The organism is Pectobacterium araliae, from assembly GCF_037076465.1.
Classification (GTDB): Bacteria; Pseudomonadota; Gammaproteobacteria; order Enterobacterales; family Enterobacteriaceae; genus Pectobacterium; species Pectobacterium araliae.
Genome location: NZ_AP028908.1, coordinates 3,985,463 through 4,002,656, shown reverse-complemented (window position 1 = coordinate 4,002,656; position 17,194 = coordinate 3,985,463). Strand labels below are relative to the sequence as shown.

At 46.8% G+C, this 17,194-nt stretch carries 13 protein-coding genes and 2 pseudogenes; 8 read left to right on the top strand and 7 right to left on the bottom strand.

What is annotated here, in order from left to right; all coding sequences use genetic code 11:
* Positions 1-385: 385 nt before the first annotated feature.
* The 4 genes from AACH44_RS18135 to AACH44_RS18120 all read left to right on the top strand — a co-directional run bounded on the left by AACH44_RS18135 (position 386) and on the right by AACH44_RS18120 (position 4,597).
* Positions 386-646: a type II toxin-antitoxin system HigB family toxin gene (locus AACH44_RS18135; RefSeq protein WP_261850154.1), complete on the top strand. Its 261-nt coding sequence runs from the start codon at positions 386-388 to the stop codon at positions 644-646.
* Positions 647-1,855, top strand: a complete 1,209-nt coding sequence (locus AACH44_RS18130) for an ImmA/IrrE family metallo-endopeptidase (RefSeq protein ID WP_261850153.1) — start codon at positions 647-649, stop codon at positions 1,853-1,855.
* Positions 1,856-1,871: 16 nt separating this feature from the next.
* Positions 1,872-2,996, top strand: coding sequence for a beta family protein (locus tag AACH44_RS18125; protein ID WP_338659374.1), 1,125 nt, complete (start codon positions 1,872-1,874; stop codon positions 2,994-2,996).
* Positions 2,997-3,556: 560 nt separating this feature from the next.
* Positions 3,557-4,597: a virulence RhuM family protein gene (locus AACH44_RS18120; protein WP_261850151.1), complete on the top strand. Its 1,041-nt coding sequence runs from the start codon at positions 3,557-3,559 to the stop codon at positions 4,595-4,597.
* A gap of 317 nt (positions 4,598-4,914) precedes the next feature.
* Here AACH44_RS18120 and AACH44_RS18115 read toward each other — a convergent pair whose 3' ends face one another.
* Together AACH44_RS18115 and AACH44_RS18110 are read right to left on the bottom strand one after the other, a co-directional pair.
* Entirely contained in the window at positions 4,915-5,460 is a 546-nt protein-coding gene (locus AACH44_RS18115; RefSeq protein WP_261850150.1) for a helix-turn-helix transcriptional regulator, read from the bottom strand.
* 51 nt (positions 5,461-5,511) lie between these two features.
* Positions 5,512-6,966, bottom strand: a complete 1,455-nt coding sequence (locus AACH44_RS18110) for a flagellin (RefSeq protein WP_261850149.1) — start codon at positions 6,964-6,966, stop codon at positions 5,512-5,514.
* 372 nt (positions 6,967-7,338) lie between these two features.
* Between AACH44_RS18110 and AACH44_RS18105 the strand changes: the two genes are divergently transcribed.
* Complete coding sequence (locus AACH44_RS18105) at positions 7,339-7,551, top strand: hypothetical protein (protein ID WP_261850148.1); 213 nt, start codon at positions 7,339-7,341, stop codon at positions 7,549-7,551.
* Positions 7,552-7,940: 389 nt separating this feature from the next.
* On the opposite strand, the gene AACH44_RS18100 is transcribed toward AACH44_RS18105, so the two are convergent.
* Positions 7,941-8,972: an IS630 family transposase gene (locus tag AACH44_RS18100; protein ID WP_338659344.1), complete on the bottom strand. Its 1,032-nt coding sequence runs from the start codon at positions 8,970-8,972 to the stop codon at positions 7,941-7,943.
* A 432-nt stretch (positions 8,973-9,404) separates the two neighbouring features.
* On the opposite strand from AACH44_RS18100, the pseudogene AACH44_RS18095 reads away from it, so the two are divergent.
* From AACH44_RS18095 to AACH44_RS18085, 3 genes and pseudogenes are all read left to right on the top strand, one after another.
* Positions 9,405-9,641 (top strand): annotated as a pseudogene (locus AACH44_RS18095) (GNAT family N-acetyltransferase); the annotation flags it as partial.
* Positions 9,642-9,731: 90 nt separating this feature from the next.
* Positions 9,732-10,853 (top strand): cupin domain-containing protein, encoded by a 1,122-nt coding sequence (locus AACH44_RS18090; RefSeq protein ID WP_338659373.1) that lies wholly within the window; start codon positions 9,732-9,734, stop codon positions 10,851-10,853.
* 296 nt (positions 10,854-11,149) lie between these two features.
* A complete protein-coding gene (locus tag AACH44_RS18085) occupies positions 11,150-12,280 on the top strand; it encodes a lipase family protein (protein ID WP_338659372.1) in 1,131 nt (376 codons plus the stop codon).
* Positions 12,281-12,475: 195 nt separating this feature from the next.
* Here AACH44_RS18085 and AACH44_RS18080 read toward each other — a convergent pair.
* The 4 genes and pseudogenes from AACH44_RS18080 to AACH44_RS18065 all read right to left on the bottom strand — a co-directional run.
* A pseudogene (locus tag AACH44_RS18080) lies at positions 12,476-12,880 on the bottom strand (TolC family protein); the annotation flags it as partial.
* Between the two features lie 170 nt (positions 12,881-13,050).
* On the bottom strand, positions 13,051-14,490 hold the full coding sequence (gene aspA, locus AACH44_RS18075; protein WP_338659371.1) for an aspartate ammonia-lyase: 1,440 nt from the start codon (positions 14,488-14,490) through the stop codon (positions 13,051-13,053).
* Positions 14,491-14,741: 251 nt separating this feature from the next.
* Entirely contained in the window at positions 14,742-15,737 is a 996-nt protein-coding gene (locus AACH44_RS18070) for a LysR family transcriptional regulator (protein ID WP_261849235.1), read from the bottom strand.
* A 696-nt stretch (positions 15,738-16,433) separates the two neighbouring features.
* On the bottom strand, positions 16,434-16,769 hold the full coding sequence (locus AACH44_RS18065; protein ID WP_338659370.1) for a hypothetical protein: 336 nt from the start codon (positions 16,767-16,769) through the stop codon (positions 16,434-16,436).
* Between the last annotated feature and the right edge of the window lie 425 nt (positions 16,770-17,194).

The following is a 17,194-nucleotide window of genomic DNA, read 5'->3' as shown; positions in this document are numbered from 1 at the left end:
TAAACGAATGGTGCTCAGTTTTAGCAAACGGATCTGCTTCCAAGCGGTCTGTCATCAACATCGCATTAGCTACAGCCACGCAACAAAGATCACCAAAAAATAGTGCTATTTAGACTTAGACAATCGAGTTGTAAGTCGGATAAATAATTAGAAGAATTTACTAACATTTGGGTGATAACTATCACGCCTTACTCTCATGCTTGTATGGTTATAGAGTGAGCTTAGAATGGTATGAAAAACTAAACTCTACGCAGTTGATTGAATTCATAAAAATAATTATTGTTTCAGGGTAAAATGTAATCACATGAATTTATGTTCCACTTTTGGGAACATGTTGACACGGCAACTAGTGAACACTATGATGTTCCCATATTAGGAACAAGATATGAAGCTGCTCGGAAGAAACCGGTTGGATAACGTTAAAAATTTCAATGTTTCCAGCAAAGTATGGGTAAACGTTTGGTCTACTGAAGTAGATGCAGCCAGTTGGAGAACCGTTCAGGACATAAAGGAGCAATTTCCGACAGTCTCCAATCCTGCAAACGGGATGTTCAATTTTAAAGTAGACGGTTGTAGCGCAATCGTTGAAACAGTTATAGATTTCAACGTTTTATCAGTGCTCATAATTGCAGTTAAGGTTTTATGAATGGATATTAAAGTTATTAAAACAGAACAACAGCATCAGGACTACTTAGAGCGCATTCATTCTTTGATGCTCATGATGCCTCCTATCCGTTCCAAAGAACATGAAGAACTTGAGCTTCTGATAACGGTTGTTGAATCATATGAAAATTCTAAATATCCGATAGAACCGCCAGATCCAATCGATGCGATCTTGTTTAGAATGAACGAAAAAGGATTGAAACAAGTTGATCTTGTTCCCTATTTGGGAACAAGAAGCAGGGTGTCAGAGATATTGTCTAGAAAGCGGCCATTGACAGTGTCAATGATAAAGTCTCTCTCGATTGGACTTGGAATATCCACTGAAACTCTTGTGGGGGTTAATGCAACGAATGACCAAATGTCCGAAGACGGTGTAGATTGGTCTAAATTTCCGGTTAAAGAAATGATTAGCCGAGGTTGGATTAATGAAAAAAACGAAGCAATAAAAAATTCAGCCGAAGATGTTATAAAAAGTTTTATTAATCAAATGGGCTGGCAGACTGGTAGTCTCTCGTTTAAGAGAACATTATCCGGTGATGCCTACTCCCCCTCGACTAAATATGCCTTGTTTGCTTGGGTAAGTAGAGTGGTGCAGCAAGCCAGAAAGAGAAAAAATAAACTTGAAGTTTTTGACCCTTCGATTTTATCGACCAGTTTTTTGCGTGATTTGGCACAGTTGAGTTGGTTCGAAAAAGGACCACTTCTTGCAATCGAATTCCTTGAAAAGCACGGTATCATCGTAATTATTGAACCGAGCCTTAAAGGCACTCGTATTGATGGGGCTGCTTTAAAAGATATCGATGGACTTCCTATTATAGGATTGACTCTAAGGCATGATCGTTTGGATAACTTCTGGTTTACCCTGCTTCATGAGGTTGTTCATATATGGAAGCATGTTCATAGCGAAGAAACGTTCCTTGATGATTTAGATGCCTCATCGGAAGATAAAAAAGAAGCGGAAGCGAATAGATTAGCTAAAGAAGCATTTATTCCAAGAGCAGTATGGAAAAGAAGTGATGCTTACATCTCTCCTTCAAAAGAAAGCATTGATACCTTGTCGCGCGAATTAAAAATTACACCAGCGATCATTGCTGGCAGATTAAGAAGAGATTCAGGCAATTATCGTATATTTTCCGACCTAATTGGTCTGGGTGAAGTTAGTAAAATCCTTAACACAGTAACTAACGAGTAACTTTAGGAGGTCGTTGATGTACCCTACTTACGTTCCTATACTCAAAGCAAAACCGGGTGAATTTTCGGCCTTAGAGAAACTCAAGCCTATTTATTCACAAAAAATAACTCCTTTTTTTGAAATCCCTAAGTTTACTGAAAAAACAAAAGAATTGGCTTATCTTCGCGGTTCTGCGCAACCGAAGAAAGATTACCTAGACAAGGTTGCAAATGACATAACATCCTCATGCACTGCTATGAGTCTCTTCTTCGACCATTTTGAATGGAAACCGAATGAATATATTGAGACGGGAGAGCATGTATATAGCTATATGTTCCGTAAACTATGTGCAAGCGGTCTGAAAATATACCCTGTAATCGGACTTGATCGATGGGATGATATTGATTATCAAAATGCTTTGCGGAACTTGTCAACGCCAGAAGATACATTATATTGTTTACGCATCGATTCTGAGGCTATTGAGGATGCTTACGATGAAGAACATTTCATCGAGAGTATCGAAAAAATTATTGATGCGTTACACCTCTCAGGTGAGCAATTAATTGTATTGTTCGATTTTGGGGATGTAACCAAAAAATCCATTGTTTCACTGCTCGCAGATATGCATCACCTTCTAAAAGCAACAGCAGGATTTGGTTTTAGAGCATCTATGCTCGCTGGAGCATCATTTCCAACATTCGTAAATGAAGCAGTTAAGCACGAAGACTCAACAGGCTACGTTGAAAGACGTGAAATGGTAGTCTGGAAGGCTCTCCTTGCGGAAAGTACAGAGGGACTGATTTTCGCTGATTACGGCGTAAGAAACCCGAGCGCAGCTGATGATATACGTTCAAAACATACAAATGGAAAAATAAGGTATACGATTAACAATCGGTATTTTGTTGCTCGTGGGCATTCTAAGCAGAAAGGTAACAAAGGTGATCAAATTTATGACCTGGCAAAAGTCATAGTTGCCTCACCACATTACTTGGGTATTGGGTTCTCATGGGGGGATGAAAAAATCTTTGACTGCACCTTAAAAAAATTTAAAGGCAGGGCGCAAGATTGGATTGGTTACGATACTAACCATCATATTAGTTATGTCGTTGAGGAAATTGTTGAATTCAACCGTATCAAAGCAGCAAAGACATCGATCGCATAATTTTTTTAGATTAAAGACCCACCGGGTAGTTACCTGTTGTTTGTACTGGTAACTACCCAGTTAAGCCGCGATAAATACAATTCATCTATTGTGTGAAGCTATCTTTAACGATAGCTAGTATGGCTAAATTTGCCTGCCAACCCTTTTTAACTTATCAATAAAATCCACGATTTTTTGAAAAACGGCCTGTTGCTTGGTTTTTTTGTGGGCTTAGGCGTGTTTAGATCGTACTAAAGAACAGTCGGCCAAGGATAGAGTCATCACTCTTGCTCCAGACTTTGGATCAAATTACTTGGTACAATCTCAACACCTAGCCTAGTCTGACCAGACGTTCTCAGTTAGCCTGAAAGTGGACATAACTCGTTGTGCGGTAGGTGCGGTGAGATGACAAAACCAACCCTTTGTTACTTCATCATCAGCAATCTGATCAAATACAACTGTTGTGGATCTGGCGATGCGATCAACTGGCTGATTTGGAACGGATGCTGTATCTATTGAATGGCAAGCATAACCGGGGCGATATCACCATTCAGCCGATGGAGTATAAAAACGGAGACACCATGACAGATAAACACTTACCTGAAGCCCCGTCCGGTGAATTCATAATGTTTACCAGCCAGGATGGCAAAATACGTATTGAATGCCGTTTCGAAAACGATACGTTATGGTTATCGCAGGCGATGATCGGTGAGCTATATGGTAAAGCCAAATCGACTATCAGCGAGCATATCAAAAACATCTTTGAAGACGGTGAATTGGATGAAAATTCAGTTGTTCGGTTTTACCGAACAACTGCCAGCGATGAAAAAAATTATCAGGTTCAATATTTTAATCTGTCATTGGTACTGGCCGTCGGTTACCGCGTCCGTTCAACCCGAGGAACCCAGTTCCGCCAGTGGGCCACACAGACCTTGCAGGAATATCTGATTAAAGGTTTTGTAATGGACGATGAGCGGCTGAAAAATCCGCCTGTCGGCCCGTCAGTAGTGCCCGATTACTTTGGTGAAATGCTAGAACGCATCCGCGATATTCGTGCCAGCGAACGGCGCGTCTATTTACGGGTACGGGAAATTTTTGCTCTTGCAGCGGATTATCAACCCTCACTGAAAGAGACCACTCTCTTTTTCCAGACTATCCAGAATAAACTGCATTTCGCCTGTACTGGGAAAACGGCTGCTGAGCTTATTCACCAACGTGCCGATGCCAGTCTTCCTCATATGGGGCTGACCAGCTTTAAGGGTGATGAAGTGCGTAAAGGGGATGTCACCGTCGCTAAAAATTATCTCAATAAAAGCGAAGTTGATGAACTGAACCGCGTGGTCAATATGTGGCTGGATTTTGCTGAAGATCAGGCCAGACGTCGGCAGCAGATATTTCTACGTGACTGGCAGGAAAAATTAGATCAATTCCTGCAATTCAATGATCGTGATGTATTAAAAGGTGCAGGTACGATCAGCAAGAAAATAGCAGATGACAAGGCTCAGGCTGAATATGAACACTTTGCCGAGCAACAGCGCAGTTTAAAAGAAGCAGAGGGCGAACGGGATATCACTGAACTATTACAGTGGCAAGCCAGCCCGAAAGCTAAGGATGTGCCATGAGTATGCAATATGCTCTAAAACTCCTGCACTGACATTACTTACTAACCTAGATTTAACAGCGTCCAGTGACTTCAGGTCGTGTGACGTAGGCTGATTAAAGTACATCCAGATTGCCGGGGGCTGTGATTTTAAATAAACTGTATCATATCGCTGAACGTAGCTACAGCAAACGTTTTTATCGGTTAATGGGGCGGTGATGGCAGTTTGAAGTTCCTGGACAGATGACATATGCAACACGGGCTGAAAAGGGAATATATTGCGATAATGCTCGAAAAATCAGAGGGATTCAAGCTTCCTGTTGCTCTCAGAATGTTACCTCACGCCACCTTATCAACGTAGATAACCCTGTGATGTTCAGCATCAGTGATACTTTGCATATGTGAGATTCTGGCGATGAGTAAAAAGGTGAGCAGATCTTTTATGCCATATTTCTTGTAGATATTATTTTTCATGTTGTTGGCGGTTTTATGGGTTATCGTCATTTTTTTTGCGATATCTTTAATTGATATTCCATCCAACCAATAGCCGAAAAATACTTTCTCATTCGGTGATAACGATATCGTCTTACCTTTTATTTCCCTGGGCGATGACATTGCAGAGAGAACCTTTTTAATCGTGCTAATTGATGCGTGTTTTGATAACAGTAATACCTTTTTAGCCACCATTACCGGTGTATGTTTGCGGTTGTTGAGAATAATAATGAATGTCCGTTGACGATCGGTAATGATGCGAGTCAATAGCGTCATGTCGATACCGTGTTCAATATCAACAACAGTGATGGGTACATTACCGCCATCCCTATTTCCCAGACAGGCAAACGCTGCCGTGGTGAAAGGGCAGTGGCTGAATATTTCAATGCTCATGATGATAGTGATTCAGTAGAAAAATAGCAAAGTGGTACTCCTGACGGCACATCATCCCTGTAACAGCTTTAATACGTTTCCCGACTGCTGATTGGCTTGTGACAAGACGGACAGAGAAACCTGTTGCAGGATCTGGTTTTTTGTCATCGCGGAAACCTCAATGGCGTAATTGGCATCCAATATGCGTGAGCGGGCGGCAGCGGTGGCAACCTTCTCCTGCGACAGCACGGCAGTGACGGATTCAAAGCGGTTCATCTGGCTGCCGTATTCGCTGCGGTAACCGTCCAGCGTTTTGAGTGCATTATCGAACGTGGCTAATGCTTCACTGGCCTGTGCTGGTGTACTTAGCGTCACAGAGGAAAGCCCCAGTGACTGGCTGTCTGCTGGCGTTGGGTTAATAGTGACCGTTTGTAGTGCATCACCGAAACTTGCCCCGATGACAAACGTCGTTTCTTTGCTGATGGGTACGGAGGGCGGCAGTGGCGGGGCAGGCTCTGTCGGTGTGGGAAGTTCATCCCAGCTTGCGTTGCTGTAAAACACGCCGCTGCCAACCACAATGACAATCAGATCTTCTGTCACCTCATCAATGTGAATTTTTTCCAGCTGGTTTGCTGCGGCCACATTTCCATCGTTAAAGTCCCCAGTGTTGGCATCTTCAAAACGGTCGCCATCACCGCTGTAGGTGATGGTCATACCCTGATAAGTGGTCTGTGCCCCTGTGTTGATATTGTATTTCCCGGCTTGCAGCAGCGAATCTGCCGAGTAGGTGGCTCCAGGTAAAAAGCCGTTGTCTTGCGTAATCACGGCGGTATTCATGGTACTTTCATCTGTCACACCATTTACTGACCAGACGATATCGGCGTCTGTACCTTCTGCGGGTGTACCGGCCAGATGCCTGCCATCTCGTGCAAATAGCTGGATATCGTCATCGGCGCTCAATGAGTCGATGGTGATGGTGATATTTTTTGCGCCAGCAGGAATGTAAGCCAGCGAAATGACCCCAGAGGGAAATTGATGATTGATATTGGGGACGGGAAACTTTTCAGCCAGTGGCAAGGTTGTCCCTAATTTGGCAGGCTGAGGGCTCGGTTCAGCAGGAGCCAGCGGATAGCGGCCAAAGATCTGTGTCGATGAAGCGATGCGGTCGATTTCTTCCCTAATCTGCTGATATTCACTGTTCAGGCTGGTCTGGTCGGTATCTGACAACGTTCCGTTTGCCGCCTGCATTGCGAGTTGCCTGCCACGTTGTATCAGGCTATTGATGGTATTCAACCCGCTCTCGGCAGTTTGCATTAGGCTGAGGCCATCTTTCATACCATTGGTGATGACGCTGTTGGCATTCAGATTGGCGGTCATCCGGTTGGCAATCGCCTGACCAGCGGCATCATCCTTCGCGCCATTGATGCGCAGACCCGACGAAAGCCGTTCAATCGCCTGGCTCAGTCGGGTGGCCGATTTACCCTGTTGATTCAATATTGTTAAATAAAGAGAGGTAATCGGCGTCATTGCGCACCTGTCCTGATTTGGCAAAAACAACGGGATGGTTTTCATCTGCTGATTATTGATTCACTGGATAACAGGCAATAGTTAGCCCATTCCCGACAATGGAAATAAAAACAGATAAAACATTACGTTATGGTTATTCTCGGCAATAGCTTAGCGGCGCGAGGAATTAAAAGATAATCGTTTTGATAGATCGATGCTATCGTATCGATCGGCGTTACCGATCAAAAGTGCTTTGGGTACGTGTTCACGTAACGGCATGAAAGTTAAGCAGGTCGGCAGTCCAAAGCAGGCGTGCTCACCCCGGAAGCTCCGTAAGAGAGTGTATGACGGGCCATGCTTGCGGATAGTAGAAATGGTCAGTGCCACTAAATTATGCGAAGGGCAGTGGCTGAAGAGGCAGGATCCAGTACCGAGCAGACGCTTAAACTACGCATCATGTCCGACTACATTGTCATCACCACGCAAGATATCCGAGAACTGTGGGGCAACCGGCAAGCCCTGGGCCTCGCGCCGTTCGATGAGTACATGGTCACCCACTGGCTCAATCACTTTCCCGGTGGGTTGGATTTGGTGGGAAATAATTAAGTAATAAATAACGGCAACTGAGCGGCATGTCATTATTAGCTTGGTTTTTTTTGCGTCATCTTTATTTTTACTAAACATTGGATTTGTATGGTTAGCTCGCTGGTTTATTTTAGCATTCATTGTATTTGTTGTTATTAGTGGCGTGTCTTTATAATATTTCATTACAAGTGCATATGCAGCTAGCTATTTTATTCAAATGAGTAATATGGATGTCCGTGATTCTCCGTTGCTTGAACTTGGGTGGAAGTTGGCTTTTTTTGCTATTTATTTTTTATGATATTACAACCAATTTCATATGGAGCATTTCTATTAGTATCAGATAAATTGAAAGGACATCAATTAATTACTTTTTTTGGAGTCTTGATGTTAAATAGCTTTTCATAATACTGCTACACCCTTGCCTTTCCCGGTGCATTTCCAGGGAAAGGCGAAGCAGCCTCCATGAACTGGGCTACGTTCTGCAATAACTGCCACATGTAATGACAGTGATGATTTCGTGTTACCGTTTCATGCAACTTATGCCAGAGCCCTTCTATTCTGTTCAGCCAGGGCGAGTAAGTCGGCAAAAACAGCAGGTTGAACTTCGGATTCTCTGCCAGCCAGCGCTGGGTTTCCTTACTTTTATGAATGATGTAGTTATCTACTATCAGTGTGATAATGCTGGCGTGCCGGTATGTGCGTTTCAGTTTAACCAACAGATTTATAAACAATTTTGATGTCTTCTTTATTCCGCCTATATAGGTCACCTTTCCTGTGTCCGCGTGCAGTGCGCCAGCCAGATAATGTTTCTGATTCTGGCCCGGCGTCACTATCCGTTTTTGGTTACCTTTCTGGCTCCAGTCAGCGCCGATTTTCGGGTTGAGGGCAATATCAACCTCATCCTGATAAAACACGGGATGTTCCGAACTGTTGACAGCCAGCGCGGCCTGAATAGCGGTCATTTTTTCATCGTAATCTGGGTCGGAGAGCTTCAGTGTGGGGGCAGCCCGACGCCAGACAAGACCGGCCATCTTAACCCAGCGATACAGGGTACTTCGTGAGGCATTAATGTTGAAAAAACCATTTATCTCCATGGTCAGCAATTCCAGACTCCAGCGCGAGCGTAGCCATCCGACATCCTGTGGCGAGTAATCAACCAGATGAGATAGCAGCGGCAATACAGGCTCTGGCGACCATTTCGGCGGTCGTCCTGCGGGTCGGCTTTCCAGTCCTTCGGCGCCACTTTGGGTAAACCAGTTTATCCAGCGTCCGACGGTGGAACGAGCAGCCTGAAGGTGTTTAGCCACATCGGAAACGGAGATGCCATCATCAAGCATTAGTAGAGCGGCAAGCCTGCGATAATGGTTCTTGTCGCGTGTCGTCTGCATGGTTTTCTGCATCAATTGACGCTCGTCGGGTTGGATAGGTGTTATGATCGGCATGACTCAGTCCGGTTGGTGATTTGGGATATTCAGCGATTGATCAGATCGCTCAACTTGGACTGAGTTCCCCCCCAAGTGATCTATTATTTCGGAAAGCTATTTAACAGCTCTGCTGCTGTCTGCCATACCTCGCTGGACTGAAAATTTTATAGTCGTCGTACTTGATTGGGCTACGAGTAGTGAATGGCATACTTCTGCAACCTGTGGTTCTTTGACGATTAGTGACTCCACTGAGCGATATTTTGGATTCAATACAGACAAATACACAGTTTATTTTTCTAATCGTGATGGGAAATGGGGATTCGAAGAACTTCAATGTGCTAAAGATGACAACAATCAGGACTCGTTTACCCGCGTGCTTGTGGAACAGTCAAATATGCCTCAGTGGTTTAAAGAATAGGCCAATCAAGCAACAGAGTGCCCAGATAATACTTTCTATGGGTGTGTAAGGAATCCAGAGGCCTGAAGCTCGGTAGTGCGTTGGTAAAGGAAGCGGAACAGGAAGCAATACGTCTTGGGTGCCGTCATGCGCTTGTGGATACGTTTATTTTTCAGTTACTTACATTCTATGAAAAGCAAGGCTATCAGTTGCACATGTCGTTACCTGATTTTCCTGAAGAAGGTATGTTAAGGCATTATCTAATAAAGAAAAATATGCAGGCTGCATGATAGTTATCAGCCCATTGACCAATGACAAAGTAGATAGGGAATCACACTCTTTATAATCATGCCCGTTTGTTTTCTCACTGGTGTGAACGTATGGCTTATCAACTTAACCTTAATTGGCCCGAATTTTTAGAAAAATACTGGCAAAAACAACCTGTTGTATTGAAGAATGCTTTCCCGAATTTTGTCGATCCAATTACACCAGATGAGCTGGCGGGTCTGGCGATGGAGGCGGAAGTTGATAGCCGTCTGGTCAGCTATAAAAATGGTCAATGGCAGGCCAGCAACGGGCCGTTCGAACATTTTGATAATCTGGGGGAAACGGGTTGGTCGCTGCTGGCTCAGGCGGTAAACCACTGGCATGCGCCGTCAGCTGAACTCGTGCGTCCGTTCCGCGTGTTGCCGGACTGGCGTTTAGATGACCTGATGATCTCCTTTTCCGTACCGGGCGGTGGTGTTGGCCCACATATCGATCAGTACGATGTCTTTATCATTCAGGGGATGGGTAGCCGCCGTTGGCGCGTGGGTGACAAACTGCCGATGCGTCAGTTCTGCCCGCATCCTGCGTTACTGCATGTCGATCCTTTCCCACCGATCATTGATGAAGATCTTGAGCCGGGCGACATTCTTTATATTCCACCAGGCTTCCCGCACGATGGCTTCACTCATGAAACCGCGCTCAACTACTCCGTAGGGTTCCGTGGGCCGAACGGCAGAGACTTAATCAGCAGCTTTGCTGACTACGTGCTAGAGAACGATCTCGGCGGTGAGCATTACAGCGACCCTGATTTGACCTGTCGGGAGCATCCGGGGCGGGTTGAAGACTATGAGTTTGACCGTCTGCGCGAGATGATGATTGACGTAATTAATCAACCGGAAGCGCTGAAAGCGTGGTTCGGTCGTTTTGTAACGACGCCGCGTCACGAGCTGGATATCGCTCCGACGGAACTACCTTATGAGCAGGATGAGGTGGTGGAGGCGCTGATGGACGGCGGTGTGTTGACGCGTCTGAGTGGTCTGCGGGTACTGGAAGTAGGCGGTAGCTACTTCATCAACAGTGAACGGCTGGATGTGGTCGATCCAAAAGCGGCTGACGCATTGTGTCGTTACACCGTTCTCGGTAAACAAGAACTGGGCGAGGCGCTAGAGAACCCGGCCTTTGTGGCAGAATTAACCGCGCTGGTTAACCAGGGTTACTGGTTCTTCGACGAATAAACTCCCTTCTTTTTAGCGGCTTCCGAGCATGTATGGCATGACGTGCCTCGGAAGTCGCACATTATCATCCGAATGGTTCGCTGTATCAAAAGCGTATAGGTTCGTCCTGTGAATACTCGGCAGTCGATCTGACGTTGGTCATGCCAATGTGAAGATTGCTATGGCGTTAACTTCTCTTGACTAAAAATTAGCTAGCTATTGAATTTATTGATAAAAATAAATCCCTTCACGCAATTTAATCAATAACTGAACTATCTTTAGAGTGATGCCCACTTAAATAACTCTGGAGAAATGTCATGTTTCATGTGCCTAAACTAAAGCAAAAACCCTTAGCGCTACTTCTCGCCATCTCCATCGGGATGATGGCTCCGTTTACTTTCGCTGAGACGAAAACGCCGGGCACCCTGATAGAAAAGACGACGTTGGATACGGAAAATGGCCTAATGGAGGCGGGGGAACAGTATCGGATTCAGTATTATTCGAAGAGTGGGGTTGATGGCAAAAGCCTGCGGGAAGACACCGGCTCGGTTTTCATCCCTAAAGGTGAGGCACCAAAAGAGGGCTGGCCAGTCGTGGTATGGACACATGGGACAATTGGCGTGGGAACCTCCTGCGCACCGTCCCTCAATCCACGTTCTGCGCGGGATTCTCAGTATCTGAATACCTGGCTGTCGCTGGGTTTTGCCATTGTGGCACCAGACTACGCGGGGCTTGGGTCTGCTGGCTTGCATCACTACCTCAATGCGCGTGGTGAGGCATGGAGCGTGTTGGATAGCGTCAAAGCATCACTTACTGCATTCCCGCTGCACAATCAGTTGACTATCGTTGGCCAGTCACAGGGGGCGCATGCGGCCTTTGCGAGTACGGGTTACCAGCCGGACTATGCGCCGAATCTGAACATCGCATCGACCGTATTGACTGGCACGCCCTATTTTGACGATAAAACCTCTGCGAAAGATATTTTTGCCAAGGGGATCGAAGAAGGCGGCGACCCTAAACTCCCTTATGTAATGTATATCTATCTGTCAGCAACCGATACGAATCAAGGGCTTAATGTCGGTGATTATTTCGAGCCGGAAGCTGCTAAGCTCGTAGAGGATGCACGTAAGATGTGCATTGGTGAGTTGACGCAAAAAGTGATGAAAGAAGGGCTGAATGCGAAGAATAGCCTGAAGTCTGACATCTATAAATTATTGGATGACCAAATGGTGCATTTTCGCTACAACACACTACATGTTACCCCTCCCGTCTTTATCGGGATTGGAACCAATGACATCAACGTGCCTACCAAGATGCAGGTTCACTTTGCGGAAGATGTCGTGAGTGCGGGGACGTCAGCCGATGTGCACGAATATAAAGGCATGGACCACAGCGAAACCGTTAACGTTTCACTGCGCAATTCAGTTCCTTTCGTGTTGGGAAAATAGTGTAGACGTACAGCAAAACCGTAAACCTCTTGTCCCGGCGTGTCTGCTGGGACAATATTCCCTGAATCGTGAAGACGGCGCGCCTCCACTTCGAATGTCCGTATATCGAATCCTTGTCGGGTATCTGTTTGTGCGCCACGTGGCGAAATCCCCCATGACGGAAACGTAAGACACCTTAAACCGGAATGTCTGGTTGTTCAGCGCATCGACAACATCTAGCGAGGTCGACATGCCTTGCGTAAACGCCTTGTTGTGTAATTGGACGTTCTCTTCCGCCGGTTTTTGTGTGGATAACAGCGAGTTGAATTCCTCCAGCGCCTGTCGAGCGTCTCGCCATGTGGTTTCGACCAAGACTTCAAGGTTTTGCCGCATGTCGGCTTCCAGATGGTTAACCTGCATTTCTGCACTTTTTGCGGCGGCAATATTGTCGGAACGGCTTTCACGGCTGATGAGCGGGACGGACACACCGACACCCACCATCCAGTCCGGCGTGGTTCTGGCCGCCAGCGTGTCCTGTTCGTAAAGTTGATAGTTGCCGAACAGAAATACATCAGGAGCATATTTGGCGCGTTCAATACGAATGAGATCCTTGGCCTGATCGATTATTCAAATAATTTAAGGGGCTAAATTGGAAAATTTATTGGAAGGAACGTCGTGCGTGTGGCGCTGGATTTTATGATGTAAATAACGATGATTATTTTCTAGTAAATAATTAGCCAGAAAAGACCCAGGGTGTCGTCCTCCGGGTCTGCATGAATAAAAAACGATAATTAAACGGCTTCGTTTTCGTCGGTATAGCGTTTGGCTTTATAGGCTGGGTGCATCAGGTTCTGGATGGAGAAAATGTCGTCCAGCTGTTCTTCGGTCAGCAGACCGCGTTCCAGTACCACTTCACGCACACTCTTACCGGTTTCGGCACAGATTTTCCCAACGATATCGCCGTTGTGGTGACCGATGAACGGGTTCAGGTAGGTCACGATACCGATAGAGTTGAAAACGTAGGCTTCACACACCTCCTTGTTGGCGGTGATGCCGTCGACGCATTTTTCCAGCAGGTTGTAGCAAGCGCTGGACAGAATCTGGATGGACTCGAACATCGCCTGTCCGATAACCGGTTCCATCACGTTCAACTGTAGTTGACCGGCTTCTGCCGCCATGGTGACGCAGGTATCGTTGCCGATGACCTTGAAGCACACCTGATTCACCACTTCCGGTACAACCGGGTTAACTTTGGCTGGCATGATGGACGAGCCCGCCTGCAATTCCGGCAGGTTGATTTCGTTCAGGCCAGTACGCGGGCCCGAAGACAGCAGGCGCAGGTCGTTACAGATTTTTGACAGTTTAACCGCGACACGTTTCAGGGCGCTATGCATCATCACGTAAGCGCCGCAGTCGGAGGTGGCTTCGATCAGGTCTTCAGCCGGTACACAAGGCAGGCCGCTGACTTTCGCCAGATGCTGAACGGCCAGTTTCTGGTACTCATCCGGCGTGTTCAGTCGTGTACCGATGGCGGTGGCGCCAAGGTTCACTTCCAGCAGCAGCTCAGCGGTACGCAACAAGTTGCGGTTTTCTTCTTTCAGCAGCACGTTGAATGCGTGGAATTCCTGACCGAGCGTCATCGGTACGGCGTCCTGCAACTGGGTACGACCCATTTTCAGGATATTTTCGAACGCTTTCGCTTTGCGCTCAAAGCCATCGCTCAACTGGGTAATCGCTTCAACCAGTTTCAGGATGGAGGTGTACACCGCGATACGGAAGCCAGTTGGGTAGGCATCGTTGGTGGACTGGCATTTGTTCAGGTGGTCGTTCGGGTTCAGGTATTGGTATTCACCTTTCTGGTGACCCATCAGTTCCAGACCAATATTGGCTAATACTTCGTTGGTATTCATGTTGACTGACGTACCCGCGCCGCCCTGATACACATCGACAGGGAATTGATCCAGGCACTTACCGTTATTCAGCACTTCATCACAGGCTTGCAGGATGGTATCGGCAATTTTACGTGGGATGGTTTGCAGTTCTTTATTCGCCAGCGCGGCCGCTTTTTTTACCATCACCATGGCGCGGACAAATTCTGGAATATCGCTGATGGTGCTATTGCTGATATAAAAGTTCTCAATTGCACGCAGCGTATGGATACCATAATAGGCATCAGCAGGGACTTCACGGGTACCTAACAGGTCTTCTTCAATACGGATATTCGTTGACATGGTTCTTCTTCCTTTTTCTTGTTCGATGTACATAGCATCGTTTTCAATATTAAGATTATGATTTTTTAGGGTTTGTCTTTCCTGTTTTTTGATTTTCAGGTAACACTAACCCATCACGATTTTTATCAAATCATGACTAAAAAGCGTTCTCGGGGAGACGAACATTGAATTAGCATCGTTAAATGGCTAGTGGTGGATATATTCCTCCATTTATGTTTTGTCTCCCAATCGTGAATAGTTATACCTAACCGTTATTCCGTATTATCTGGGTTAATCTCAACCAGTTTTTCTATTCCACGGTTCAGCGTTTTCAATTTCGGAATAAATACGGTTTTGATAATGTCATGTGTGACATCGCACGCTTCTTCAAAGAACGCGCTGTATTCATCACGGTGCCCGACAATATAAAGCGAGCGCTTGATATTGACGGGTTCCGGCATATGCGTCAGCACCTCGCGGGAGTGTGCAACGGATTGCAGAAAACTGAGCGGGGTGGTGACCGCCCAACCGATACCTGCCGCCACCATTGACGTTAAGGTATCCGCATTATCAAATTCGAGCATGTTCGGCACGCGCACATCGATGCGGCGTAGGTAGCGCTCAATCTGCATCCCAATCTGCGAGTTCCGGTTAAAGCGCACCAGCGGCAGTGCGGCGGAAAGCTCGCGGATATCCTCAACCGTTTTGATGCGTTTGCGGTAATCCGGGGGTGTGATAATGAAATAGCCTTCGGAAAACAACTGATGACGCACCACGCTATCGCTGTCGATCAACGGGTCGCTGGTGACAATCATATCCAGCTCGCGGCGCATTAGCGCTTCACCCTGCTGCGGGCTGAGCCCGGTACGAATCAGCAACTGCGATGAACTCTTCATCAAACTCTTGGTAAACACCGAACCGCAGGTGATGGCAAACGAATCCACCAGGCCGATACGCAAGTCGGGCTTAATCCCTTTTCCTGCCTCCAACACCTGTGCCTTCAGGTTCGCGATCTCCTCCGTCAGGATTTCTCCGCGGTTTTTCAACGCAATGCCGTAGGGCGTCAGGACAAAGGGGCGGCGAGCCCGGTTAACCAATTTCACGCCGAAATCTTCTTCCAATAACCGGATCGTTTGCGAAATGGCAGAGGGCGTCAGGCCTAACCGCGTGGCGGCTGCCGTCATGCTTCCTGCTTCCGCCATCGTCACAAAAACATAGACGGCGTACATATCGATCGATTTATTGGCGGACACTGTGCGTTTAACCATGTGAGTTTGCCTATGCTGCAAGGTGAATGTCGTCGAAATATGAAGCGTTAGTCTATCTCATCTCGCTGACTACGACCTCGCTAACTGATGTCAGAATAGTCGGCTAACTTCAGAAAAAATACAGGTCGCGTCACTGATTAATTTTTTCTTATTTCTAGCTTTAGCGGATCTGAAGATGAAATGGATTACATGGTGTGACTACTCGTGCATCGGTTGTATTCCCTTGCTAGGGCTGTTTCTTATCCACATTTTTATGCCGCTGTTGAGGCAGTTTCGTGCGCGATAATACCGTCATTTTCATGCTACCCCGTAGCACGCGCCCGACTCGGGACGGCTCAAACGCCGCTCGCCCCGAGACCCCAGGCTTTTGGCAAAAATTATGCCGCTGGCGCGGTTCCTTCGTCGGTATCAGGCTTAACGGACCGCTTGCGACACGTTTACTCGCCCCATAAATGGGACTCGCCCTTCGGGCCAGCACTAGTGCTGTTCAAAAACGTCTCTGACGTTTTTGTCCGACGTGGCGCAAGCTTTCGCCGCATCCATGCGGCTCATCCGAAGCCTGCTATCTCCTCAGCATAATCTTTTACGCCGGATAACGGAAAAATCCGCGATGAACCCCTGTATTTGTGGATAAACGACAGTTGAGAAGTAGAGGGTGAGGGGAACCATCCACCTGTTAGGCATCGCGTATTGTTTTTACTGTGTGGTAAGAGGCACGTCACTCACTGACGTTATCGTTCGCACGTGACGTTCTGCCTGTTCACACATTTCCAGCAGTGCCGGAATCAGGTGTGCGGTGGCGTTGAGGCACGCGCCGAGTTGACTGAGGCTTTCTTGCGGCAGTTCAACGTCATTTTGCAGCGTGTCGCCGAGGTAATGCAGCCCGTGGCACAGGCCTTCAACCGATTCGGCGGCAATTGCGCCGAGGTCGCAGAGCTGAACGTCATCTAACTGCGCAAAAGGCAGGCTGGCGATCAGGTCACGGAAAATAGTAATGGTGCTGTCAGCGGGTGTGGCGTGAGTGTCCGTCATGGTCATTTTTTCCTTGAGATAATTAAGTCCGCCACCACACAAGGTTCCAAATTCGGGTGGTGACACAGACAGGATTGGAACCCCGGCTCTCAAGAAGACCGGTCAACCTTGCGGTTGCCCTGCCTGCGTCACCGTAAAGAGTGTGCACGCAGCCCCTGAAAAAACAAAGTGTTTTTCAGTCTTGAGAGGTTCGGGGTTCCAAGCCCGGCAGCGGATGTTGCCGCAGCACAGAAACTGTATTCCAACGATGAAAAACGTGAAAGAAGGTGGATGGATTTACAGTGGAATTACACTGTGTTTTGGAATGGTGCTCGCAGAAATGAGATGGGTTCTGGGAAAGACGTTGTTGATGAGGTGACAGGTATTCTTGAACAATAGGCAAGGCTTACGTACTTGTTTATGTCGTGTTTTTGGAAAACACCAGC

Excerpts from the sequence above, each read along its gene's own strand:
- AACH44_RS18120 (WP_261850151.1), top strand. The coding sequence starts at position 3,557 with ATGACAGATAAACACTTACCTGAAGCCCCGTCCGGTGAATTCATAATG.
- AACH44_RS18085 (WP_338659372.1), top strand. The coding sequence starts at position 11,150 with ATGTTTCATGTGCCTAAACTAAAGCAAAAACCCTTAGCGCTACTTCTC.
- AACH44_RS18125 (WP_338659374.1), top strand. The coding sequence starts at position 1,872 with ATGTACCCTACTTACGTTCCTATACTCAAAGCAAAACCGGGTGAATTT.
- AACH44_RS18135 (WP_261850154.1), top strand. The coding sequence starts at position 386 with ATGAAGCTGCTCGGAAGAAACCGGTTGGATAACGTTAAAAATTTCAAT.
- AACH44_RS18110 (WP_261850149.1), bottom strand. The coding sequence starts at position 6,966 with ATGACGCCGATTACCTCTCTTTATTTAACAATATTGAATCAACAGGGT.
- AACH44_RS18100 (WP_338659344.1), bottom strand. The coding sequence starts at position 8,972 with ATGCCGATCATAACACCTATCCAACCCGACGAGCGTCAATTGATGCAG.
- AACH44_RS18090 (WP_338659373.1), top strand. The coding sequence starts at position 9,732 with ATGGCTTATCAACTTAACCTTAATTGGCCCGAATTTTTAGAAAAATAC.
- AACH44_RS18070 (WP_261849235.1), bottom strand. The coding sequence starts at position 15,737 with ATGGTTAAACGCACAGTGTCCGCCAATAAATCGATCGATATGTACGCC.
- AACH44_RS18130 (WP_261850153.1), top strand. The coding sequence starts at position 647 with ATGGATATTAAAGTTATTAAAACAGAACAACAGCATCAGGACTACTTA.
- AACH44_RS18115 (WP_261850150.1), bottom strand. The coding sequence starts at position 5,460 with ATGAGCATTGAAATATTCAGCCACTGCCCTTTCACCACGGCAGCGTTT.
- AACH44_RS18065 (WP_338659370.1), bottom strand. The coding sequence starts at position 16,769 with ATGACGGACACTCACGCCACACCCGCTGACAGCACCATTACTATTTTC.
- aspA (WP_338659371.1), bottom strand. The coding sequence starts at position 14,490 with ATGTCAACGAATATCCGTATTGAAGAAGACCTGTTAGGTACCCGTGAA.
- AACH44_RS18105 (WP_261850148.1), top strand. The coding sequence starts at position 7,339 with ATGCGAAGGGCAGTGGCTGAAGAGGCAGGATCCAGTACCGAGCAGACG.